The following is a 21,478-nucleotide window of genomic DNA, read 5'->3' on the forward strand; positions in this document are numbered from 1 at the left end:
TCAGCTTTCGAAAATGGTCCCGGAATTGGCCGCCCGCGCACGGTCGCGGGCGAGCGTGGCTATGGCCGTATCCTGCACGCCGGTGCCGGTCAGGTCGGCAATAGTGATGTCGTCCGCCGAACGCCGGCCGTGTTTTGTGCGGGCGATGATCTGGCCGAGTTCGGTCACCTCCGCATCTCCAGCCATCACACCCGCCGCAATGGCATGATGCAGTTCACCCAGTCGCCGCGTCTGGCGGGCGCTGTCGGCGACATAGAGATCTGCCATCCGCAGGATTGCCGGCGCGATTTCATTCTTGTGCTCGGCGTCAGAGCCCATCGCGGTGATGTGCTGTCCGGCGGAGACGAAGCCCGCCTTGATCAGCGGTTCGGTCGACGGCGTGGTGGTGACGATGATATCGGCGCCGGCAACCGCGCTTGCCGCGTCGGCTTCGACGCGCACGGCGATGCCGAGCTTTTCGCGCAAGGCAGCGGCGGTCATCTCTGCCTTGACGGCATCACGCGCCCAGATGCGTGCCTCGGCGATCGGCCGCACCAGCATGAGTGCTTCGAGCTGCAGCCCGGCCTGGACGCCGGCACCAAAGATCGCGGCCACTGAAGAGTCCTGTCGCGACAGATGTTTGGCCGCGACCGCGCCGGCGGCAGCCGTGCGGACATCGGTGAGATAGCCATTGTCGAGCAGCAGCGCTTCGACCAGGCCTGTTTTGGCCGACAGCAGCACCATCATGCCGTTGACGCTGGGCAGACCGAGCTTCGGATTGTCGAAGAAGCCGGGGCTGATCTTTATGGCGAAGCCGTCGATACCTGGCACATAGGCGGTCTTCACGTCGACCTCGCCGCGATGCTCGGGAATGTCGAGCCGCAGGATCGGCGGCATCGCCACCGGCAAGGTGGCGAGCGCGCGGAAGGCGTTTTCGACGCAGGCTACGGCATCGAGATCGAGCGTCACGATCCCGCGCAATTCAGCTTCGGTGAGAATTGTCATCCGGCTCATGCTGCGCGCTCCTTGATCGACGGTGCCTCGCCGCAAACGATCTTGCGGTGCAGGCCCATGTCGATGTTGCGGCCGGAAAACAGAACAATCACCGGCCCGTCCGACCTGACCTTGCCGGCGAGCAGTGCGGCGATGCCGACCGCACCGGCGCCCTCGACGATCTCGCGCTCCTGCGCATAGGCGTGGCGGATGCCGGCGGCGATCTCGTCTTCGCTTAGCAGAATAACATCGTCGAGCAGGTCGCGGCACATGCCGAAGGTCAGCCGGTTGTCGAGGCCGATGCCGCCGCCGAGCGAATCCGCCAGCGTTGGCAATTCTTCCACCAGCACCGGGTGGCCGGCATCGAGGCTGGCCTTCATCGCCGCGCCACGCGCCATCGAGACGCCGATGACTTTTGTCCGGGGGCTGACGCCTTTAATCGCTGCGGCAACGCCGGAGGCAAGCCCGCCGCCGGAGAGCTGGACCAGAACGAGGGCAGCATCCGGGACCTGCTCGATCATCTCCAGCCCAAGCGTGCCTTGCCCGGCAATGATGGAAGGATGGTCGAAGGGGGGCAGCATGACCAGTCCCTCCTGCGCCACCAGCCGTTCAACCTCCTGCTGAGCATCGTCCTGGCTGTTGCCGACGATGCGGACCTCCGCGCCAAGCCGGCGGATTTCGTCGAGCTTGTTTCCCGGCACCAGCCGCGACATGCAGATCACCACGCGCAGGCCTTCGAGCTTTGCCGCGTGCGCCAGCGCCCGACCATGATTGCCGGTCGAGGCCGCGACCACGCCGCGCGCCTTCTCGTCAGCGCTCAGCGAAGCGACAGCATTCGAGGCGCCACGCAGCTTGAAGCTGCCCGTTGTTTGCCGGTGCTCGAGCTTGAGGTGAACCTGTGCGCCCAACTGCTCGGAAAGACTCGGGGATAGCACGGTCGGCGTGCGCTCGACCTTGCCGGCAATGCGCTCACGCGCGGCGCGAATGTGCTCAAGGGTTACCTGTGTCATAATCACCAATCACGTGGCAATGGCAGCGTCATCAGACGGCCGGATTCGGGATGGGCTGTGTCGTCGCCGCAAAGCCGCAAACAATTCCAGGCGGTCGCCTGGTTGCTGGTCACCACGGGACGGCCGATTGCCTTTTCCATGCCGGTGACTGCGAGGGCACCACGCAGCGCCGTGCAGGAGACGAACAGGGCATCGGCGCTCGCGTCGGTCGCCTCACGCGCCAGATCGACAAGCGTTGCCGGGGCGATGCGGGCCATCTCACGGTCGTCCTCGAAGCCGAGACAGGTGAAGCTGGCGATGTCGAAACCCCGCTCCGCAAAATAGGCCGCCATCGACCTGGATGTCTCGACCGTGTAGGGCGTGAGAATGCTGATCCTATTTGCGCCCAGCGCACGCAGCCCGCGCACGCCCGCCATCGGCGGCGTGACGACGGGGACGCCGGGCTTGGCGGCCTGGATTGCCGCCTCAATCTCGGCATCGCCGATCACCACCGACGCCGAAGTGCAGGAATAGCAGAGCGCATCGAGCGGTTCGTCGGGCAGGATCAGGGCTGCGCCCGCCGTCAGCGCCGGCTGCATCTTGCGCAGATTTTCCGGTGTCGTCGGATTGGCGTAAGGAATGCGCGCGACGTAGACGCCGATCTTGTCGCTCGCCACCATGCGGCGGAAATCCGGTTCGCTGGTATGGTCGGTGGCCAGGATGATCAGGCCGACGCGCCGCTCCAGCGGGCGCGCCTCCAGTGGCGGCCGTTTCGGGTAGACCTTTATCTCAGGCAAGGGTTTCATCGGTTACCTCTCGATCTTGCCGTAGCGGCGTTCCAGCCAGCGCAGCAGAATGACCGAAAACAGACTGATGACGAGGAAGAAAGCACCGACCAGCGTGATCGGCTCGATATAACGATAATAGGTGTTGGCAACGCTTTTCGCCTGGTTCATCAACTCCAGCACGGTGATCGCCGACAGCAGCGGCGTTTCCTTGAACATGGCGATGAAATAATTGGCCAGTGCCGGGATCATCGGCGGAATGGCCTGCGGAATGATAATGTGGGTCCAGGTCTGCCTGGCGCTGAGATTGCACGCCTTGGCGGCCTCCCATTGGCCGCGCGGCACGTTGTCGATGCCGGCGCGGTAGACTTCCGCCGTGTAGGTGCCGTAGTGGAGCCCGAGCCCGATGACACCGGCGACCAACGGCGGCAACAGGATGCCGATATCGGGCAGCACGTAGAAGATGAAATAGAGCTGCACCAGCAACGGCGTGCCGCGAATGAACTCGGCCAGGAAGCCGACCGTGCGAGACAATGCCTTGTTGGGCGAGCGGCGCGCCAGCGCGATGCCCAGCCCGACGATTGCCGCCAGCACCGAGCCGAGCAGCGTCGCCAGGATGGTGATCTTCACACCCTGGATCAGCGTCGGCATGATTTCCCAGACGAAATTCCAATCCCATTCCATCAGCAGGCCCAATTTATCAGAAGGGCATTGGCCATCAGACGCGCACCCCATCGAGGCCGCGCGCCATGCGGCGCTCCAGCGAGCGCACGCCCCATGAGATGAGCAGCGCCAGAATGAAATAGATGAACAGGATGGTGGTGAACGGCACCATGGTGTTACCGGTCTGCGAGCGCACCACCTGCGCCTGGAAGGTCAGGTCGGTGAGCGAGATCAGCGACACCACGGCGGTCGCCTTGAGCAGTTCGATGGCGTTGTTGCCGAAGGTGGGCAGCATCACCAGCAACGCCTGCGGCAAGATGATGTGACGCATGGCTTGCCAGCGACCGAGATTGAGCGCGATGCACGCCTCGTATTGCTCGCGGCCGATCGACTGGATGGCGCCGCGCACCACTTCGGCGGCGTAGGCACCGACATTGAGGCCCAGCGCCAGCACGCCGGCCTGCAACGGCGTCAGCGATATGCCGATGAAGGGCAGCACGAAATAGGCCCAGAACAACTGCACGAAGATCGAGGTGCCACGGAAGAATTCGATATAGGCGGTGGCCAGCGCGCGCAGAATGAAGAAGCGCGACAACCGTCCCATTCCGGCGAGAAAGGCCATGAACAGGGCAAGCACCGACCCCATCAGCGTCAGCTCGATGGTGACAAGCGCTCCCTGCAATATCAGGCCGAAATAGCCGGACCACTGGGTCATTCGGTTTCCAACGTTGACGGTTCTTAGGTCCTTCTCCCCGTTCACGGGGAGAAGATGCCGGCAGGCAGATGAGGGGCGGCACTGAACTCTCAGAGGTAGGCGCCGCCCCTCATCCGTCACTTCGTGACACCTTCTCCCCGTGAACGGGGAGAAGGGCAAAAAGGCGCGCCTACTTCGCCGCGCAGAGCTTGTCGCGGGTCGTCGACATCGCCGCCGCGGCCGAGAAGCCATAGGGCTCGATGATCTTGGCGAACTCGCCCGATGTCTTCAGCTTGGCCAGTTCGACGTCGAAGGCATCGCGCAGCGCCTCGTCGCCCTTCTTGAAAGCGGCGCCGTCGCAATAGACCGGCGCGCCCTGCACCGGAGCGATGACTTCGAGGTTCGGATCGGCCGCCTTCTTGACCAAGTCGTTGATCGACAGAACGGGCAGCGAATAGGCATCGATACGACCGTCCTGCAGCATCTTCACGCCGCTCTGGCCGTCCGGCACCACAATGACGCGCTCGCGCGGCACGCCGGCATTGAGCGCAAGCTTCTCTTCGGTGCCGCCGCCGGGTGCGCCAATCGTCGCGGTCGTATCCTTGGCGATATCCTCGTAGCTCTTGAAGCCTTTCGGATTGCCCTTCTTCACCAGCATCGCCTCGGCGTCGCACAGCACCGGTTCCGAATAGGCAACGGCGGCGCAGCGCTCGGGTTTCATGAACAGGCCGGCGGTGACGACGTCGAAGCGCCCGGCCTGCAGGCCGGGGATCATCGCGCCATATTCCGAGATCGAGGCGACGATGTCGGCGACGCCGAGGCGCTTGAAGATCTCACGCGCCACATCGGGCGCCGCGCCCGAAACCTTGCCGTCGGCGGCGACCGCCGTATAGGGCGGCTCGTTGGCGATGGCGACGCGGGCAAAGCCTTGCGCCTTCAGTTGCTCGAGCTTGCTGTCGTCGGCCGAACCGGCGGTCGAGACGGCCAGCACCGCCGTCAATGCAAGACCGGCGACGCCGGCCAAAATGCCAAGTTTCTTCATTGTTCCCAACTCCTTTGTTTCTTGTCTTGCTTTTGTTCCGGATGGCCTCGCCACCCCTGGCATTACGGTCAGACGCGATGTCCGGCCGCGATGATCTTCTTCAGGAAGCCTTGCGTGCGCTCCTGTTTGGGATTGCGAAAAATCTCGTCCGGCTTTCCTTCCTCGACGATCTTGCCACGGTCGAAGAACAGCACCCGGTCGGCGAAATCATGGGCGAAACCCATCTCGTGGGTGACCAGCAGCATGGTCATGTCGGTCTCGGCGGCGAGCCTGCGCATGACGTTCATCACCTCTTCGACCAGTTCCGGGTCGAGCGCCGATGTCACCTCGTCGAACAGCATGATCTTCGGCGACAGGGCGAGCGCCCGGGCGATCGCCACACGCTGCTTCTGCCCGCCGGAAAGCTGTGCCGGCATGCTTTTGGCCTTGTCGGCCATGCCGACCATCTCAAGCAGTTCCATTGCCCGCTTTTCGGCGGCAGCACGCGGCGTGCCCTTGGTCAGCATCGGCGCCAGCGTGACATTGTCCATGACGCATTTGTGCGGAAACAGGTTGAACAGCTGGAAGACCATGCCAATCTTCTGGCGCATCCTTGTCAGGTGTCGCTCATCGGCGGGCAGCAACTGGCCATTGCGCTCCATGTGGTAGAGTTGCTCGCCGTCGATCTGGATATGACCGCCATCGATGCGCTCCAGCGTCATCAGGATGCGCAGGATCGTCGTCTTGCCCGAGCCCGACGGGCCGATCAGCGCCAGCTTCTCGCCAGGCATGACCTGCATCGACAGGCCGTCCAGCACTTTGAAAGTGCCGAAGCTCTTCGAGATGCCGTCAATCTTGATGATGGGCGCTGATGCGGACAAATGAATTTCCCCGTCCTGGAGAAGCCTGTGCCCTTTAACGATGCGGAACGCGCCAAATCATGTCAATCTGGAAAATAATATCATGACAATTATTCTGATTGCGCACATTTTCCGGTCAATTCGAGCCTAGATAGCGAGCAGCAAGTGCTCGGGATCTCCAAGCAGCAGCTTGGTAACAACGCCGAGGCCGGCGCGCAGTTCCCCCTCGGTGGTAGAACCCAGCGAGATGCGCACCGCCGGATGCCAGGGCGCATCCGAAATGCGGAAGGATGTGCCGGGCGCAATCGCCACGCCCTGAAGCCGAGCCTGGGCGACAAAGCTCTCCTCGGCGCGGTCGGCGGGCAGTTGCAGCCAGACATGCAGGCCGTCACGCCGGGCGCGATAGTCGACCCCGGCCAGCACCTCCGCCGCTATATCCAGCCGCCGCCGCAGCGCCGCGCGCTGCCAGTGGACAAGCTCCATCGCGGTGCCGTCGGTCACCCATTTGGTGGCGATCTCGGCCACCAGCGGGGTCGCCATCCAGTTCGAGACCAGATGCCGGTTGGCGACGGCGGCGACATAGCGATCGGGCGCGGCGAGATAGCCGATGCGCAGGCCAGGCACCACGATCTTGGTAAAGGAGGTGACGTAGAGCGTACGCTCCGGCGCAAACGCAGCGACCGGCGGCGGCCGGTCCTCGACCAGGGGACCGAGCACATCGTTCTCGATGATGGCGATGTCGTGCTTGCGTGCGACGGCGGCGATTTCTTCGCGCCGCCGCGCGTCCATCAGCGTCGCCGTCGGGTTGATTACCGAGGGCTGCACGAACACGGCGCGGATGTCGGAAAGCCGGCAGGCCTCGTCCAGCGCTTCCGGGATCAGGCCATTGTCGTCGATCGGCAGCCCCTCGAGATTGAAGCCGAGATAGCGGGCGAGCGGCACCAGCGTGTGGTGGCCGATCGCCTCGGTGGCGACCGTCGATCCCGGCGGCGCCACGCTCATCAGCGCTACCGTCATGCCGGCGGTGGCGCCGTTGGTCAGGCTGATGTTCTGCGCGGAGGTGTCGAGACCGCACAGTTTCAGCCATTCGACGGCGACGGCGCGGTGACGCGGAAACACCATGTTGGGCCGAAACGAAAGCGCTGAACTCGACGGCAGGTTATCGGCCAGCCAGCCCAACGCCTGCTTCAGCCGCTCCAGATGCATCGGCTCGCAGACCGGTTTCAGGATCGAGAGATCAATCACCTCGCCGAGCCGCTCCGGCAGATAGGGCGGTTCCGGCTCGCGGCGCTGCGTCTGGACGAAACTGCCGCGGCCGATCTCGCCCGAAATCAGCCCGCGGCGGATCAGTTCCTCATAGGCGCGGCTGACCGTCTGCACCGAAAGCTTGAGGTCGTCGGCCAGCCGTCGATGCGTCGGCAACCGTGCGCCATTGGCCAGGCGCCCGTCATGAATGGCGCGCGCGAACTGGTCGGCAAGCGACTGATAGGCTGGCCGCCGGATAAGCGCGGGATCGGGTTGCCACAATGTCATGACTTATTAGAGATCGAAATCAGTGCAATTGACAATCGAAATAATGCGCCGTCATGGTGCAGTCGACGAAAAAGTGGATGCTGATGACTGCCGCGAAACTCGACCCGATCGACCTGAAAATCCTCGACGCCATCCAGCGCGACGGACGCATCACCAAGCTTGCGCTGGCCGAGCAGGTCGGCCTGTCGCCGACGCCGTGCTGGATGCGGCTGCGCAAGCTGGAAAAGGCCGGCATCGTCTCTGGCTATCACGCCAGGGTCGCCATGCGTGTCGTCGCGCCAGTCGCCACCGTGCTGATGGAGGTGACGCTGGCCAACCACCGCCAGGCCGATTTCGACCGCTTCGAGCGCGTCATCCGCGACATTCCCGAGATCGTCGCCTGCTGGTCGGTCGGCGGCGGCGTCGACTATGTGCTGAAGGTGATGGCGCGCGACATTGATGCCTATCAGCGGCTGGTCGATGGCTTGCTCGAGCGTGAAATCGGCATAGATCGCTACTTCACCTACATCGTCATCAAGACGGTGAAGGACGAGATTGCGCTGCCCATAGCGGACCTGTTGCCGGCGTCGTCGTAGGGTCGGAGAAATCGCCTGCCGCGGCGACGCCATAGAGAGAAACTCTCTACATCAAGGCATCCAAACAGCCTCTCTGTCTGCACAGGTCGGATAATCTTCCCGCATCAGTCCGAACCGGGAGGCATCGACCATGTCCGCGCATTTCGCTCGCTCGCATCGCCATGAAGCGCTCGATCGCCTGGCCGACCGCCGGCTGCTGCGTGAACTCGCCTATGTCGATGGTCACTGGACGGCAAGCGAAGCCGCTGAAAGCTTCGAGGTCACCGATCCGGCCACCGACACGACTGTCGCTTTTGTCGCCGCGCTAGATGCACGGCAGACGACAAAGGCGATCGATGCCGCCGCACGCGCCTTTCCGGCCTGGCGGTCGCTGTTGCCGCAGGAGCGTTCTAAAATCTTGCGAAAATGGTTCGAGCTGATCATTGCCGCCAAGCAAGACCTCGCTTTGCTGATGACGCTGGAACAGGGCAAGCCGCTGCAGGAGTCGCTGGGCGAAATCGACTATGCCGCCTCCTTCGTCGAGTGGTACGCTGAAGAAGCAAAACGCCTGAACGCCGAGAGCGTCACCAGCCATCTGCCGAACGCCGAAATGATGGTGCGGCGCGAGCCGCTCGGTGTCGTCGGTGTCGTCACACCGTGGAATTTTCCGTCGGCGATGCTGACCCGCAAGGCGGCGGCGGCCCTTGCCGCCGGTTGCACCATCGTTGCGCATCCGTCCTCGGAGACGCCGCTGTCGGCGCTTGCATTAGCCGAACTCGGCGAGCGTGCCGGCCTGCCCGCCGGCGTCTTCAACATCATCACCGGCAAGGCTTCGACCATCGTCGGACGGATGTGCGAAGATCCACGCGTTCGCGCCATGAGCTTCACCGGCTCAACCGAGATCGGCCGGCTGATCGCCGCCCAGAGCGCGCCGACGATGAAGCGGCTGGTGATGGAGCTTGGCGGGCATGCGCCGCTGATCGTCTTTGCCGACGCCGACATCGACAAAGCAGTGAACATCGCCATCGACGCCAAATTCGCCACGTCGGGCCAGGACTGCCTGGCCGCCAACCGCATCTATGTCCAGCGCCCGGTTTACGATCGCTTCTGCGCCGCTTTCGGCGAGCGCATCGAGACGTTGCGGACCGGCAATGGCCTTGCCGGCGACACCGACATCGGACCGCTGATGCATGAGCGCGCCGTCAAGAAGGTCGAGGAGCAGGTCGCAGATGCCCTGACCCACGGTGCTCGCTGTCTCACCGGCGGCAAGCGCCATGAGACCGGGCCGCTGTTCTACCAGCCGACGCTGCTGGCCGATGTCAGCGATGAAGCGCTGATCATGCGCGAAGAAACGTTTGGGCCGGTCGCTGCGGTGACGCCGTTCGACAGCGAGGATGAGGTGATCGCCCGCGCCAATGCCACCGAATATGGCCTCGTCGCTTATGTCGTGACCGAAAACGGCGCCCGTCAGCAGCGCATGGGCCGCGCGCTCGACTACGGCATGGTCGCCATCAACCGCGTCAAGATCACCGGCGCGCCGATCCCGTTCGGCGGCGTCAAGCAATCCGGCATCGGCCGCGAAGGTTCGCGACACGGGCTCGAAGCTTTCACCGATCTAAAGTATCTCTGCCTGGACGTCGCTTAGATTTCGCCCGGCCATTTCTCTCAAGGAGTCAAAAAATGCTCGACCAGTCCAACGAACTCGCCGCCTGGGATCGCGATCACTTGTTCCATCCCTCGACCCATATGGGCACGCACGCGCGCGGCGAGAGCCCGACGCGCATCATGGCCGGCGGTGAAGGCGTCACTGTGTGGGACAACAATGGCAAGAAGAGCCTCGACGCCTTCGCCGGCCTCTATTGCGTCAATGTCGGCTACGGCCGGCAGAAGATTTCAGACGCCATCGCCGCCCAGGCGAAGAACCTCGCCTACTACCACGCCTATGTCGGCCACGGCACCGAAGCCTCGATCACGCTCGCCAAGATGATCATCGACCGCGCGCCGCAAGGCATGTCGAGGGTCTATTTCGGCCTCTCGGGCTCCGATGCCAACGAAACCAACATCAAGCTGATCTGGTACTACAACAACGTGCTCGGCCGGCCGGAGAAGAAGAAGATCATCTCGCGCTGGCGCGGCTATCACGGCTCGGGCGTGATGACCGGATCGCTGACCGGGCTCGACCTGTTCCACAACGCCTTCGACCTGCCACGCGCGCCGATCCTGCACACCGAGGCGCCGTATTATTTCCGCCGCGCCGACCGCTCGATGAGCGAGGAGCAGTTTTCGCAGCATTGCGCCGACAAGCTCGAGGAGATGATCCTGGCCGAGGGGCCGGAGACCGTCGCCGCCTTTATCGGCGAGCCGATCCTCGGCACCGGCGGCATCGTGCCGCCGCCGGCTGGCTACTGGGAGAAGATCCAGGCGGTGCTGAAGAAGCACGACGTGCTGCTGGTCGCCGACGAAGTGGTGACGGGCTTCGGCCGGCTGGGCACCATGTTCGGCTCCGACCATTACGGCATCAAGCCGGACCTGATCACCATCGCCAAGGGCCTAACCTCGGCCTATGCGCCGCTGTCGGGCGTCATCGTCGCCGACAAGATGTGGCAGGTGCTGGTGCAGGGCTCCGATAAGCTCGGCTCGCTCGGCCATGGCTGGACCTATTCGGCGCATCCGATCTGCGTTGCCGCCGGCGTCGCCAATCTCGAACTAATCGACGAGATGGATCTTGTGACCAATGCCCGCGAGACCGGCGCCTATTTCCGCGCCGAACTGGCCAAGGCGGTCGGCGGTCACAAACATGTCGGCGACGTGCGCGGCGACGGCATGCTGGCGGCGGTCGAGTTCGTTGCCGACAAGGACGACCGGGTGTTCTTCGATGCTTCGCTCAAGATCGGACCGCAGGTTGCGACGACGCTTGCAGCAAGCGGGGTCATCGGCCGCGCCATGCCGCAGGGCGACATTCTCGGCTTCGCGCCACCGCTCTGCCTGACCCGCGAAGAAGCCGACATCGTCGTTTCGAAGACCGCCGATGCGGTCAAGAGCGTGTTTTCCAATCTCTGAGATCGACTCATGAATGCCATGACCAGAACCCTCCCCGCCACCATGGCCGCCGTGCTGCTCACAGGGCACGGCGGACCGGAAAAGCTCGTCTATCGCAGCGATGTCAAAGTGCCCGTGCCTGCTCCTGGTGAGGTGTTGGTCAAGGTCACCGCTTGCGGGATGAACAACACCGATGTCTGGGTGCGCCAGGGCGCCTATGGCACGGAAGAGGATGCTGCCGCCGTGTCGACGTGGCGGCGTCAGGGCAACACGCTGAGCTTCCCACGCATCCAGGGCACCGACACCGTCGGCACCATCGCTGCTGTTGGCGAAGGCGTTTCGCCTGATCGTATCGGCGAACGGGTGATGGTCGATTTCTCGATCTACAACCGCGACGACGATTCGCTCGCCGACATCGACTATATGGGCCACGGCCGCGACGGCGGTTACGCCGAATATCAGGCCGTGCCGGCCGAGAATGCTCATGTCGTCGACACGGACATGAGCGATGTCGAGCTCGCCACCTTCTGCTGCGCCTATCTGACCGGCGAACAGATGCTGGAACGCGCGAGCCTGAAAGCCGGCGAACGCGTGCTGGTCACTGGCGCCTCGGGCGGTGTCGGCTCCGGCATCGTGCAGCTGGCACGGGCGCGCGGCGCCATCCCCTATGCCGTCGTCGGCAAGGGCAAGGAGCAGGCGGTGCGCGACATCGGCGCAGAGGCTGTCATCACCCGTGGCGTTGCCGACCTGCCGCATGCCGTGAACGAGGTGACCGGCGGCCAGCCGATCGACGTGGTCGCCGACCTCGTCGGCGGCGCCATCTTCAACGACCTCCTGCGCATCCTGCGGCCCGAGGGCCGCTACACCACGGCGGGCGCTATCGCCGGCCCGGTCGTCCAGCTCGATCTCAGGACCATGTACCTGAAGCAATTGCAGTTGCATGGCTCGAGCCAAGGCACGCGCGCGGATTTCCGCCGCATCGTTGGATACATCGAGGCGAAAAAGATCCGGCCGCTGGTCGGCGGCGTCTACAAGCTCTCCGATTTCCACCATGCGCAGGCGGACTTCATCGCCAAGGATTTCGTCGGCAAGCTGGTGGTGGTGCCGGATGCGATGTGGGGTTCGGCTATCCTAGCAACTTGACCACGTCATTGAGCTGATGCCGACCAGCGACGGCGAGGTCTACGGCTTCAAATACGTCAACGGCCACCCGAAGAACATGTGACGCGCGATGTCTTATCGAACAGCTCCCAGCGGCGGAAATCGTCCTCGATGTAGCCGACGAGTTCGACGGGGAAGCGCTCGACACCGATCTTCAGCACCAGCTTCATCATGTGGTCAACGCTGACGAAGGGGACGATGTCGAGATTGGGAATCATTTTTTCTTATCCTTGCCGCATGCAGGCGGTCAGTCCTGGCGATGCGCGTTGTGCGCCTTCATCATCGCCGCCAGGGGCGAACGGCGCGTCTGGATCGACATTGGAGCCCTCTCTGCGAACAACGCTCTACTCGAAAAACCGATTGGGTGGCCGCTTCAGGCCGAGATTTTCGCGTAGCGTTGATCCCTCATATTGCCGCCTGAAGATGCCGCGCCGCTGCAGTTCGGGCACGACCTTTTCGGCAAAATCATCAAGCCCGGCAGGTAGGTGGGGAAACATGATGTTGAACCCGTCGGAGCCTTCAGCGATCAGCCATTCCTCCATCTCGTCGGCGATTGTTTCAGGCGTGCCTACAAAAGCAAGGCCGGAATAGCCGCCCAACCTCTGCGCAAGCTGCCTGACGGTCAGGTGCTCCTCGCGCGCTAGTTCGATGACACGCTCGCGGCCGCTCTTGCTGGCATTGGTCTCGGGGATTTCGGGCAAGAGCCCGTCCGGGTCAAAACCGGACGCGTCATGTCCGATGGCGATCGACAGCGAGGCAATGCCGCTCTCATAATAGACGAGGCTGTCGAGCTTCGCCCGTTTGGCCTGTGCGTCCTCGAGGCTGTCGCCGACCACGACAAACGCACCGGGCAGGATCTTGATGTCGTCGCGCGAGCGGCCAAGTTTCTCCGCACGGCCTTTAACATCGGCAAAGAAACGCTGCCCCGAGGCGAGATCGGCATGGGCGGCAAAAATGACTTCCGCCGTTTCGGCAGCCAGTTGGCGTCCTGCCTCCGACGCGCCGGCCTGGACGATGACCGGCCAGCCCTGCACCGGCCGCGCGATGTTGAGCGGACCGCGCACCGAAAGATGCTCGCCCTTATGGTCAAGCACATGCAGCTTTGCGGGGTCGAAATAGAGCCCGCTTTCGGCGTCGCGGATAAAGGCATCGTCGGCGAAGCTGTCCCACAGGCCGGTGACGACATCGTAGAATTCCCGTGCCCGCCGATAACGCTCGTCATGCTCGACATGCTCGTCGAGGCCGAAGTTCAGCGCCGCGTCAGGGTTGGACGTGGTGACAATGTTCCAGCCGGCGCGTCCGCCGCTGATATGGTCCAGCGAGGCGAAGCGGCGGGCAACATGATAGGGCGCGTCGAACGTCGTCGATGCGGTAGCGACCAGCCCGATATGGTCGGTGACGGCGGCGAGCGCCGACAGCAGCGTGAACGGCTCGAACGACGTGACAGTGTGGCTGCGCCGCAGCGCCTCGATCGGCATGTTGAGAACGGCCAGATGGTCGGCCATGAAGAAGGCGTCGAATTTCGCCGCCTCCAGGGTCTGGGCGAAGCGTTTCAGATGCGCGAAATTGAAATTGGCATCGGGATAGGCGCCCGGATAGCGCCAGGCGCCGGTATGCAGGCTGACAGGACGCATGAAGGCGCCAAGGCGCAATTGTTTCTGTGTCATTTGACGGATATCTCGAACGTTGGAGATTGAACAAATCTGGGCGAGGATCGGCCTCCGACAAGGCGCGGGGAAGGTATTGGGTTCCACCGCCACGCGCTTCCGCAGCATTCGCTTCCCCGCCGCCAGCGCAAAATGGCACAGCGCTGCGCCGGCAGGCCGCAGCGAGCTTTATGGGCTCAGTGATGCTGCGACCGGCGCAGATATGTCTCCAGCCAGAGACTGTAGCGTGAGCCGCCGAAGCACAGCGCGAAATAGATCAGCGCAGCGAACAGATAGGCCTCGTCGTAGTAGCCGAGCCACTGCGGATCGGTCGCCGAGGATCGGGCCGCATTGAGCAGGTCGAAAATGCCGATGACGGCAAGCAGCGATGTCGCCAGCAGGAAGCCGATCGCCAGATTGACCATGCCGGGAATGACCAGGCGCAGCGCCTGCGGCAGGACAACGAGCTGCATCGTGCGCCAATAGCCGAGGCCAAGCGCCGTGGCGGCCTCATACTGGCCCGCCGGGATCGCTTGGAGGCCGGCGCGAACGACTTCGGCGACATAGGCCGACCAGAACAGCGTAATCATGATCATCGCCCGGACATTCTTGTCGATTATCTGGCCATTCGGGATGGCCATTGGCAGGATGAGCATCGCCACATAGAGGATGGCCACCATCGGCGTGCCACGCATCAGTTCGATAAAGGCAATCGCAAGCGTGCGCAGGCCGCCCATGCTGGAGCGCCGCGCCAGTGCCAGCAGGATCGCCAGCGGCGTCGCCAGGCCGAAGCAGACCGACCATACGAACAGCGTTACGGCCAGCCCGCCCCACTGGTTCGAAGGGACGGCGGGAGGCACCAGCGTGCCGGACATCAGGATCCAACTGGCGGCGATCACGACAAACCAGGCGGCGAGCAGTCCCTTGCGCCAGTATCGCGGTTGCGCGGTGATGACGAGAAGCCCCAGCAACAGCACCATGACGACCAGTGGCCGCCATTGCAGCGCCGGCGGGTAGAAGGCGAACAGGATGAAGCGGAACTTTGCCGCCACGAACGCCCAGCAGGCGCCGGTGGCGAGCGCACAGTCGGCCGACGTTCCTGTCCATGTCGCGTCGAATATGCCCCAGCGCAGCAGCGGCGGTACGATCCAGCCCAGCAGCACCACCGTGACGACGGTGATGATCGAATTGAGCGGCGTGCCGAAAAGCCCGATTTTCAACGTCTGCAGCGTTGCCGAAGATCGCCATGCCCGCGCATCGAGAGCCTCGGAGATGCTCATACCCTTGCTCCCCTTAGAGCGACACGCTTGTTGTACAGGTTCATCGCCGCCGAGACGGACAGGTTGATTGCCAGATAGATGGCAATCAGCAGCGTCAGCGCTTCGAGCGACTGTCCCGTCGTGTTGGCCGTGGTGTTGATGATGCTGACAAGGTCAGGGTAGCCGATGGCGACAGCAAGGCTGGAATCCTTGGTCAGGTCCAGATAGCTGGACGTCGTCAGCGGCGTGATGACGCGCAATGCCTGCGGCAGCACGATGAGGCGCATGATCTGACCGTTGTGCAGACCGAGCGCCCTCGATGCCTCCCATTGACCGCGGTCGACCGACTGGATACCGGCTCGCACGATCTCGGCAATGGCGGCCGAGAATTTTACCACGAGGCCGGTCAGCAGGGCCGCGAATTCCGGAGTCAGATTGTAGCCGCCACGGATGTTGAAGCCGGCCAATGCCGGTATGTCCCAGGTCGCGCCGGCGCCGGTCAGTGGAAAGGCCAGCAGAATGCCCCCCAGCAGTCCTGCGGTTGCCAGGCCTAGCCGCCTGACGGGCAAACTGCCCTTGCGCCGCGACCATGCAAGGAAAGCCAGGTAGCTTGTGACGAGGCCGACAAGCAGCCAGAGCGTCGAAACCGACATCCCATGAAAGCCAAGCCCTGGAACAAACACGCCCCGGTTGGTGAGGAAGAAGCTGTCGAAGACCGAGAGTGCCTGCCGTGGCGACGGAAACGATTTTGCCAGCGAAATCCAGAAGAAGAGCTGAAGCAGAAGCGGCGTGTTGCGGATGATCTCCACATACCAGCGCACAAGCGCCGCCAGCAACAGATTGCCCGACAGGCCGGCAACACCGAGAACGACGCCGAGAATGGTGGCCAGCACACAACCAAGCGTGGCCGCTTTCAGCGTGTTGAGAAGGCCAGCCAGGATTGCGCGCGCATACGGATCGCCCGCCTTGAAGGCGATCGGCGCTTCGCCAATCTCGAAATTCGCCGGCCGGCTGAGGAATTCGAAGCCTGGCGTGATGCCGATGCGAGCCATCATCCCAGCCGTGTTGTGGCCAAGCAGCCAGAACAGGGCGATGACCGCCGCGATCACAGCGACCTGCGTCAGCGGCCAGTTGCCCCACCACAGGGACATCTTGCGCAAAATGCCGGGTCCGTCTGGACCCGGCACGGTTTCGTCAGTCAATGACATGGATCGAAGGGGCTTAGCGGAACGGCGGCGAATAGAGCAGACCGCCATTGGTCCACAGGCTGTTGTAGCCACGCTCCCAACCGAGCGGCTTCAAATTGCGGTCGTAGATTTCGCCATAATTGCCGACAGTCTTGATGATGTTGTAGGCCCATTTCGGATCGAGGCCGATTGCCTGGGCGAGCGACGGGTCGACGCCGAGAAAGCGCTGGATGGCCGGGTCTGGCGATTTGAGGAATTCGTCGACATTCTTGCTGGTGATGCCCCATTCCTCGGCCTGGATGGTGGCGTTGACCGTCCAGTTGACGATCTCGAGCCAGCGGTCGTCGCCGCCGGCGATCGCCGGTGCAAGTGGTTCCTTCGACAGTCGCTCGGGCAGGATGATATAGTCGTCGGGCTTCTTCAGCTGGGTGCGCTTGCCGACGAGATCGGACGAATCTTGCGTGATGGCATCGACGCGACCTGTCTCCAGCGCGTTGATGAACTCACCGGTGTCCTCGATCGTCACCGGCGTGAACTTCTTGCCGGTCTTGCGGAAGAAGTCGGCGATGTTCAATTCGCCCGTCGTGCCGCTCTGAACGCCGATGGTGGCGCCATCGAGGTCGGCTGCCTTGGTCACGCCGAGATCCTTGCGCACCAGGATGCCCTGGCCGTCATAGAAAACCGTCGGGCCGAAATGGAAGCCCAACTGGAAGGCACGCGTGATGGTCACCGTCACACCCGACAGCAACACGTCGAATTCACCCGCCTGGAGCGCCGGCAGACGCTGTTGCGGCGAGGAATTGGTGAACTCCACCTTTTCCGGATCGCCAAAGACGGTGATCGCCAGGGCACGGCCGTAGTCGGCGAAGAAACCTTGCCAGCGACCGTTGCTGTCCGGCGAGAAGAAGCCGGGTGTCGTGCCGACACCGACCTTGATGGAGCCGCGCTCCTTGATCTTGTCGAGCGTCGGGCCTGCATAGGTCGCGGTCGAAAACAGCCCTGCCGCCACCACCAGCGTCGTCGCCAGAGCCGTCCTCCAACCGGCGCCAGGCCGCATTGCAATCGTCATGTCAGTCAACTCCTGAGGTTCATTGTTGCCAGCCGACCGCGGAACGTCCCCCGCTCTGTTCGACTGCCTCGAAGTTAACTCTATAATTTTTGTAGACTAAGGAACGGCAATCCAATTTTCTGCCTGTCCGGAAAGCAGATTGCTTCGAAAATGCCCATTGGCGGCGAATGCGAACCTGCACCGTTTCCGAATGTGTTTCCCTCGCGAAAGACACGTTCCGGCACGGCTGAAGAAGGAGGTCCCGGGACAAAAAATGGCCGGGCTCGAATACGGCCCGGCCAAAAGAAGGTTAAAACCTTCAGAGGGGAACACCGTTCAGCGGAATGGGAGGAAACTGCCGAACGATTTTACCTGTTTGAGCCTATTTCGGTGACTTGGCGACGAATGAAATTCCAAAAATATACAAATGAGCAAAAATTCGTGCTCAGCAACCGTTACGAGCCCGCGGTTCCAGTCTGGAGGAGATCAGCGTAATGGCGGCGTGCCACGTCGGGATGTGAACGCAGTCGGCTTTTGAGCACATTGGTCCCGACATCGCGGAACAATGGGTTGTCGGGATCGCTTGCCGGTCCGCGCGCCTGCGCCGCCAGTTCCTCGGAAAGGCTGAGAAGCGGTATGGTCGCATCGAGCCGCGCGCTGAAAAAGAAGGGAACGGAAATCCGCTCGACGCCGGCAGGCGGCGTCACGACGCGGTGCACGGTGGCGCGCAGGTAGCCATTCGATGCCAGTTCGAGCAGTTCGCCGATGTTGACGACCAGCGTTCCGGGGATCGGGTCGACATTCACCCAGCTTCCATCATACTCGACCTGCAGCCCCTTGTTGTCGTCCTGCAGCAGCAGGGTCAGGAAGCCGCCATCCTTGTGCGCGCCGACGCCCTGGTCGCCTTCGGTCGCATCACGGCCGGGATAGCGCACGATCTTCATGCGATGGTTGGGCGAGTCGCGGTAGATCGCGTCGAAGGCGTCCTCGGGCTGATCGAGCGACAGCGCGAAGGCCTTCAGCAAGCGGGTCGCCACTGCCGTCGCCTTGATCTGCCACGCCAGCAGCGCCGGCTTGAGATCCGGCAATGCCTGGGGCCATTGGTTCGGCCCTTGCAGCCGCGTCCAGGGCGCAATTCCAGGTCCTTGCTGTATGGGCTGGCGCTCGACGCCGATGTCGAGTTGCTCGCGCCAGTCGGCCGCGCCCTTGGTCAGTTCGCCGCCGGCGCGGGTGTAGCCGCGAAACTGCTGGGATTTGACCATTTCGATCGCCAGCTTGTCGGCCTCGGGCAACGCGAAGAACCGGCGCGAGGCATCGAGCACGTCGTCGATCTCCGAGGCGGAAATCCCGTGGCCGCTGAGGTAGAAGAAGCCGACATCCCGGGCCGCCGTACGCAGGTCCAGGAGAAAGGTACGATATTCGGACGCACCTTGTTGGAGACGGCTCAGATCGAGCACCGGCACAATTCTGGGCATGGTCAGGTTCCTTCTTTTCTCTGCCTTGTGGATCTAAGCAGCTTTCAATTCTCTCTCGCCCTCCGCCTGATCGAGCGCCTGGTCGAGATCACGGATGATGTCGTCGGGATGCTCGATGCCGATCGACAAACGGACATAGCCGGGCGTCACGCCGGTCGCGAGTTGGTCTTCGGGTGAAAGCTGGGAATGCGTCGTGGTCGAAGGGTGGATTGCCAACGATCTTGCGTCGCCGATATTGGCAACGTGATACAGCAGCTTCAGCCCATTGATGAAGCTGCGCCCCGCCTCGCGGCCATCCTTCAGCTCGAAACCGACCAGGGCGCCAAAGCTGCCGTTTCGCAGATAGTAGTCGGCCCGCCGTTTCTCTTCACCCGACTGGTAGCGCGGGAAGATGACGCTCGAGACTTTCGGGTGGGCCTTCAGATATTCCGCCACCTTGATCGCATTCTCGCTATGCTGGCGAATGCGGAGCGGCAGCGTCTCCAGCCCCTGCAGCAGCTGGAACGCGCTGAAGGGGCTGATCGCGGCGCCGATATCGCGCAACAGCACGGTCCTGATGCGCACGATATAGGCGACGGGTCCGAGCGGCTTGACCGCCTCCACCCAGATCTTGCCATGATAGCTCGGATCCGGCTGGTTGAGCGTGGGAAAGCGCTCGGCATGCTCTTCCCAGGGAAAATTGCCGCCGTCGATGATGAGGCCGCCAATCGTCGTGCCGTGGCCGCCGATATATTTGGTGGCGGAGTAGACGACGACGGCAGCACCATGGTCGAACGGCCGCAGAATCAGCGGCGCCGCCGTGTTGTCGACGATGAGCGGCACGCCGAGCGACCGGCCAATGTCGGCGACTTCCTTGATAGGGAAGACATGCAGCTTGGGATTGGGCAGCGATTCCGCGTAGTAGGCGCGTGTTCGCGCGTCGGTGGCGCGGCGGAAATTCTCTGGATCGGACGGATCGACGAACCGCACCTCGACGCCGAAATGCTTCAGCGTTGCGGCAAACAGCGCCCAGGTCCCGCCATAGAGATCGGTCGATGAGACAATGTTGTCGCCGGCCCCGGCGAGGTTGAGAACCGAATAGGCGGAAGCAGCCTGTCCGGACGAAACGGCCAACGCCGCGGCACCGCCTTCGATCGCCGCAATGCGCTGCTCGAAGGCGTCTTGTGTCGGGTTGGATACGCGCGTGTAGATGTGTCCGTCCTCATCGAGCGAGAACAGCTTGTCGGCATGATCCGTGTCCCGGAACTGGTACGATGTCGTCTGGTAAATCGGCACCGCAACCGCCCCTGTCGCTGGGTCGGAACGGTATGTGCCGCCATGCAGGGCCAGCGTTTCGGGTGCAAGGTTCTCGAGCGTCATCGTCAATTCTCCGGTTCAAGCGATGGGAACGAGTTCGGCGTGGCCCTGGGCCGCGAGGAGGTCGGCATGATGGCGTTGGGCGACATCGGGATGTGAACGCAGCCGGCTCTTCAGGGCGTTCTGCCCGGAATTGCGGAACAGCGGATTTTGCGGATCGCGCGTGATGCCGCCGGCTTGCGCTTTCAGATGAGGAGCGAGTTCCAGCAAGGGCACCTCGGCATCGAACGGCGCGCCCAGGAAGAATGCCACCGAGAGCCGATCGGCACCGGCCGGCGGCGTGACGACGCGGTGAACCGTCGCCTTCAGATAGCCGTCCGTCGCCATTTCGAGGAGTTCGCCGATGTTGACGACGAACGTGCCCGGGCGCGGCTCTGCGTCGATCCAGCCGCTCTCGGTTTCAACTTCCAGTCCCTTTTGCTTCTCTTGCAGCAGCAAGGTCAGAAAACCGCTGTCCTTGTGCGCACCGACGCCTTGCTCGCTCTCGGTCGCATCACGGCCCGGATAGCGGATGATCTTGATGAGGTGATTGGGCGTGCCGCGATAGATCGAGGCAAAGACGTCCTTGTCCTGCTCGAGCGCGATGGCAAAGGCCTGCAGCAGCCTGGTCGACAGGTCGGTGAGTTCCGATTGCCAGTTGAGCAGCACTGGCTGCAGCTCGGGCAGAGCGTTCGGCCATTGGTTAGGACCCTCCAGCCGGGTCCAGACAGGCAGCTTGGGATCGAGAGGGAAGGCCGGCGCCTCGGAGCCTATATCGACCTGCTCGCGCCAGTCGCGCTGACCCTTGGTCCGTTCCTGGCCGACACGGTTATAGCCGCGAAAATGTGGCGAGTTGACCATTTCGATTTCGAGCTTGGCAGCCTCGGGAAGCCCAAAGAATTGCCTGGAAACGCGCAGCACATCATCGATCTGCGACTGGGCGATTCCATGCCCTGTCAGGTAGAAAAAACCGACGTCGCGGGCGATCGACCGCAGGTCCTCCAGAAAGGAATGCCGTGACGCGGACCCGCCGTCAAAGCGGGAGAAATCCAGAATGGGCAATTGGCGAGGAGAAGTAGAATCGGCCATTGGCAAGCACTCTGGATATGGATAACGCGTTTAAGGTGACACGCTGAGCGTCCCGATCAAAGCAACGGATGATCCAATCTGAGGGCGCATGAAAGAAAGTCAGCGCTGCATATTATCGCTTTCCGGAAAATAATATTTTTGGCGGCTATTCTCTGCACGATGCGTCTG

Annotated in this window: 19 protein-coding genes and 2 pseudogenes; 5 read left to right on the forward strand and 16 right to left on the reverse strand. The window is 62.9% G+C overall.

The genetic code is table 11. The annotated features are described in order from the left end of the window. The 8 genes from eutC to ehuR all read right to left on the reverse strand — a co-directional run bounded on the left by eutC (position 1) and on the right by ehuR (position 7,517). Positions 1–993, reverse strand: coding sequence for an ectoine utilization protein EutC (eutC, locus tag NKI73_RS11115; RefSeq protein ID WP_352629437.1), 993 nt, complete (start codon positions 991–993; stop codon positions 1–3). Then, positions 990–1,982 (reverse strand): hydroxyectoine utilization dehydratase EutB, encoded by a 993-nt coding sequence (gene eutB, locus NKI73_RS11120; RefSeq protein WP_352629439.1) that lies wholly within the window; start codon positions 1,980–1,982, stop codon positions 990–992. Before eutB ends, eutC begins: the two co-directional genes overlap by 4 nt. A gap of 2 nt (positions 1,983–1,984) precedes the next feature. Then, a complete protein-coding gene (eutA, locus tag NKI73_RS11125) occupies positions 1,985–2,767 on the reverse strand; it encodes an ectoine utilization protein EutA (RefSeq protein ID WP_352629441.1) in 783 nt (260 codons plus the stop codon). Between the two features lie 3 nt (positions 2,768–2,770). Next, entirely contained in the window at positions 2,771–3,430 is a 660-nt protein-coding gene (gene ehuD, locus NKI73_RS11130; protein WP_352629443.1) for an ectoine/hydroxyectoine ABC transporter permease subunit EhuD, read from the reverse strand. Between the two features lie 34 nt (positions 3,431–3,464). Beyond that, positions 3,465–4,124 (reverse strand): ectoine/hydroxyectoine ABC transporter permease subunit EhuC, encoded by a 660-nt coding sequence (gene ehuC / locus NKI73_RS11135; protein ID WP_352629445.1) that lies wholly within the window; start codon positions 4,122–4,124, stop codon positions 3,465–3,467. 169 nt (positions 4,125–4,293) lie between these two features. After that, entirely contained in the window at positions 4,294–5,145 is an 852-nt protein-coding gene (ehuB, locus tag NKI73_RS11140; protein WP_352629447.1) for an ectoine/hydroxyectoine ABC transporter substrate-binding protein EhuB, read from the reverse strand. A 68-nt stretch (positions 5,146–5,213) separates the two neighbouring features. Further along, a complete protein-coding gene (ehuA, locus tag NKI73_RS11145; protein ID WP_352629449.1) occupies positions 5,214–6,005 on the reverse strand; it encodes an ectoine/hydroxyectoine ABC transporter ATP-binding protein EhuA in 792 nt (263 codons plus the stop codon). Between the two features lie 126 nt (positions 6,006–6,131). Further along, a complete protein-coding gene (gene ehuR / locus NKI73_RS11150) occupies positions 6,132–7,517 on the reverse strand; it encodes a MocR-like ectoine utilization transcription factor EhuR (RefSeq protein ID WP_352629450.1) in 1,386 nt (461 codons plus the stop codon). Positions 7,518–7,600: 83 nt separating this feature from the next. Here ehuR and NKI73_RS11155 point away from each other — a divergent pair, with 83 nt between their 5' ends. The 5 genes and pseudogenes from NKI73_RS11155 to NKI73_RS11175 all read left to right on the forward strand — a co-directional run. Beyond that, a complete protein-coding gene (locus tag NKI73_RS11155) occupies positions 7,601–8,092 on the forward strand; it encodes an Lrp/AsnC family transcriptional regulator (RefSeq protein WP_352629666.1) in 492 nt (163 codons plus the stop codon). Positions 8,093–8,222: 130 nt separating this feature from the next. Further along, a complete protein-coding gene (locus tag NKI73_RS11160) occupies positions 8,223–9,716 on the forward strand; it encodes an NAD-dependent succinate-semialdehyde dehydrogenase (protein ID WP_352629452.1) in 1,494 nt (497 codons plus the stop codon). A gap of 35 nt (positions 9,717–9,751) precedes the next feature. Continuing rightward, positions 9,752–11,131 carry an aspartate aminotransferase family protein gene (locus tag NKI73_RS11165; protein ID WP_352629454.1) on the forward strand — a complete coding sequence of 460 codons (1,380 nt, stop codon included), beginning with the start codon at positions 9,752–9,754 and terminating at the stop codon, positions 11,129–11,131. Positions 11,132–11,140: 9 nt separating this feature from the next. Then, on the forward strand, positions 11,141–12,253 hold the full coding sequence (locus NKI73_RS11170) for an alcohol dehydrogenase family protein (RefSeq protein ID WP_352629455.1): 1,113 nt from the start codon (positions 11,141–11,143) through the stop codon (positions 12,251–12,253). Between the two features lie 4 nt (positions 12,254–12,257). Further along, positions 12,258–12,329: pseudogene (locus NKI73_RS11175) on the forward strand (hypothetical protein); the annotation flags it as partial. On the opposite strand, the pseudogene NKI73_RS11180 reads toward NKI73_RS11175, so the two are convergent. The 8 genes and pseudogenes from NKI73_RS11180 to NKI73_RS11215 form a co-directional block, all read right to left on the reverse strand. After that, positions 12,322–12,489, reverse strand: a pseudogene (locus NKI73_RS11180) (ornithine cyclodeaminase); the annotation flags it as partial. The pseudogenes NKI73_RS11175 and NKI73_RS11180 sit on opposite strands and share 8 nt — an antisense overlap. Before the next feature lie 126 nt (positions 12,490–12,615). Next, positions 12,616–13,938, reverse strand: a complete 1,323-nt coding sequence (locus NKI73_RS11185) for an LLM class flavin-dependent oxidoreductase (protein ID WP_352629457.1) — start codon at positions 13,936–13,938, stop codon at positions 12,616–12,618. Positions 13,939–14,114: 176 nt separating this feature from the next. Next, on the reverse strand, positions 14,115–15,197 hold the full coding sequence (locus NKI73_RS11190; protein WP_352629459.1) for an amino acid ABC transporter permease: 1,083 nt from the start codon (positions 15,195–15,197) through the stop codon (positions 14,115–14,117). Beyond that, the gene (locus NKI73_RS11195) at positions 15,194–16,384 is read right to left on the reverse strand and encodes an amino acid ABC transporter permease (RefSeq protein WP_502909557.1); all 1,191 of its coding nucleotides are present in this window, start codon (positions 16,382–16,384) and stop codon (positions 15,194–15,196) included. The genes NKI73_RS11190 and NKI73_RS11195 overlap by 4 nt, the downstream gene beginning before the upstream one ends. 13 nt (positions 16,385–16,397) lie before the next feature. After that, a complete protein-coding gene (locus NKI73_RS11200; protein ID WP_502909559.1) occupies positions 16,398–17,420 on the reverse strand; it encodes an amino acid ABC transporter substrate-binding protein in 1,023 nt (340 codons plus the stop codon). Between the two features lie 446 nt (positions 17,421–17,866). Beyond that, complete coding sequence (locus tag NKI73_RS11205) at positions 17,867–18,886, reverse strand: isopenicillin N synthase family dioxygenase (RefSeq protein ID WP_352629465.1); 1,020 nt, start codon at positions 18,884–18,886, stop codon at positions 17,867–17,869. A gap of 33 nt (positions 18,887–18,919) precedes the next feature. Then, entirely contained in the window at positions 18,920–20,245 is a 1,326-nt protein-coding gene (locus NKI73_RS11210; protein ID WP_352629467.1) for an O-acetylhomoserine aminocarboxypropyltransferase/cysteine synthase family protein, read from the reverse strand. A gap of 15 nt (positions 20,246–20,260) precedes the next feature. Further along, entirely contained in the window at positions 20,261–21,310 is a 1,050-nt protein-coding gene (locus NKI73_RS11215) for an isopenicillin N synthase family dioxygenase (protein WP_352629470.1), read from the reverse strand. Positions 21,311–21,478 lie beyond the last annotated feature (168 nt).

Source organism: Mesorhizobium sp. M0496 (genome assembly GCF_040321205.1).
In the GTDB taxonomy this organism is placed as follows: Bacteria; Pseudomonadota; Alphaproteobacteria; order Rhizobiales; family Rhizobiaceae; genus Mesorhizobium.

Bases quoted from the DNA above. Each gene is read 5' to 3' on its own strand.
- eutC (WP_352629437.1), bottom strand. From the start codon at position 993: ATGAGCCGGATGACAATTCTCACCGAAGCTGAATTGCGCGGGATCGTG.
- eutB (WP_352629439.1), bottom strand. From the start codon at position 1,982: ATGACACAGGTAACCCTTGAGCACATTCGCGCCGCGCGTGAGCGCATT.
- eutA (WP_352629441.1), bottom strand. From the start codon at position 2,767: ATGAAACCCTTGCCTGAGATAAAGGTCTACCCGAAACGGCCGCCACTG.
- ehuD (WP_352629443.1), bottom strand. From the start codon at position 3,430: ATGGAATGGGATTGGAATTTCGTCTGGGAAATCATGCCGACGCTGATC.
- ehuC (WP_352629445.1), bottom strand. From the start codon at position 4,124: ATGACCCAGTGGTCCGGCTATTTCGGCCTGATATTGCAGGGAGCGCTT.
- ehuB (WP_352629447.1), bottom strand. From the start codon at position 5,145: ATGAAGAAACTTGGCATTTTGGCCGGCGTCGCCGGTCTTGCATTGACG.
- ehuR (WP_352629450.1), bottom strand. From the start codon at position 7,517: ATGACATTGTGGCAACCCGATCCCGCGCTTATCCGGCGGCCAGCCTAT.
- NKI73_RS11155 (WP_352629666.1), top strand. From the start codon at position 7,601: ATGACTGCCGCGAAACTCGACCCGATCGACCTGAAAATCCTCGACGCC.
- NKI73_RS11160 (WP_352629452.1), top strand. From the start codon at position 8,223: ATGTCCGCGCATTTCGCTCGCTCGCATCGCCATGAAGCGCTCGATCGC.
- NKI73_RS11165 (WP_352629454.1), top strand. From the start codon at position 9,752: ATGCTCGACCAGTCCAACGAACTCGCCGCCTGGGATCGCGATCACTTG.
- NKI73_RS11170 (WP_352629455.1), top strand. From the start codon at position 11,141: ATGAATGCCATGACCAGAACCCTCCCCGCCACCATGGCCGCCGTGCTG.
- NKI73_RS11185 (WP_352629457.1), bottom strand. From the start codon at position 13,938: ATGACACAGAAACAATTGCGCCTTGGCGCCTTCATGCGTCCTGTCAGC.
- NKI73_RS11190 (WP_352629459.1), bottom strand. From the start codon at position 15,197: ATGAGCATCTCCGAGGCTCTCGATGCGCGGGCATGGCGATCTTCGGCA.
- NKI73_RS11195 (WP_502909557.1), bottom strand. From the start codon at position 16,384: ATGTCATTGACTGACGAAACCGTGCCGGGTCCAGACGGACCCGGCATT.
- NKI73_RS11200 (WP_502909559.1), bottom strand. From the start codon at position 17,420: ATGCGGCCTGGCGCCGGTTGGAGGACGGCTCTGGCGACGACGCTGGTG.
- NKI73_RS11205 (WP_352629465.1), bottom strand. From the start codon at position 18,886: ATGCCCAGAATTGTGCCGGTGCTCGATCTGAGCCGTCTCCAACAAGGT.
- NKI73_RS11210 (WP_352629467.1), bottom strand. From the start codon at position 20,245: ATGACGCTCGAGAACCTTGCACCCGAAACGCTGGCCCTGCATGGCGGC.
- NKI73_RS11215 (WP_352629470.1), bottom strand. From the start codon at position 21,310: ATGGCCGATTCTACTTCTCCTCGCCAATTGCCCATTCTGGATTTCTCC.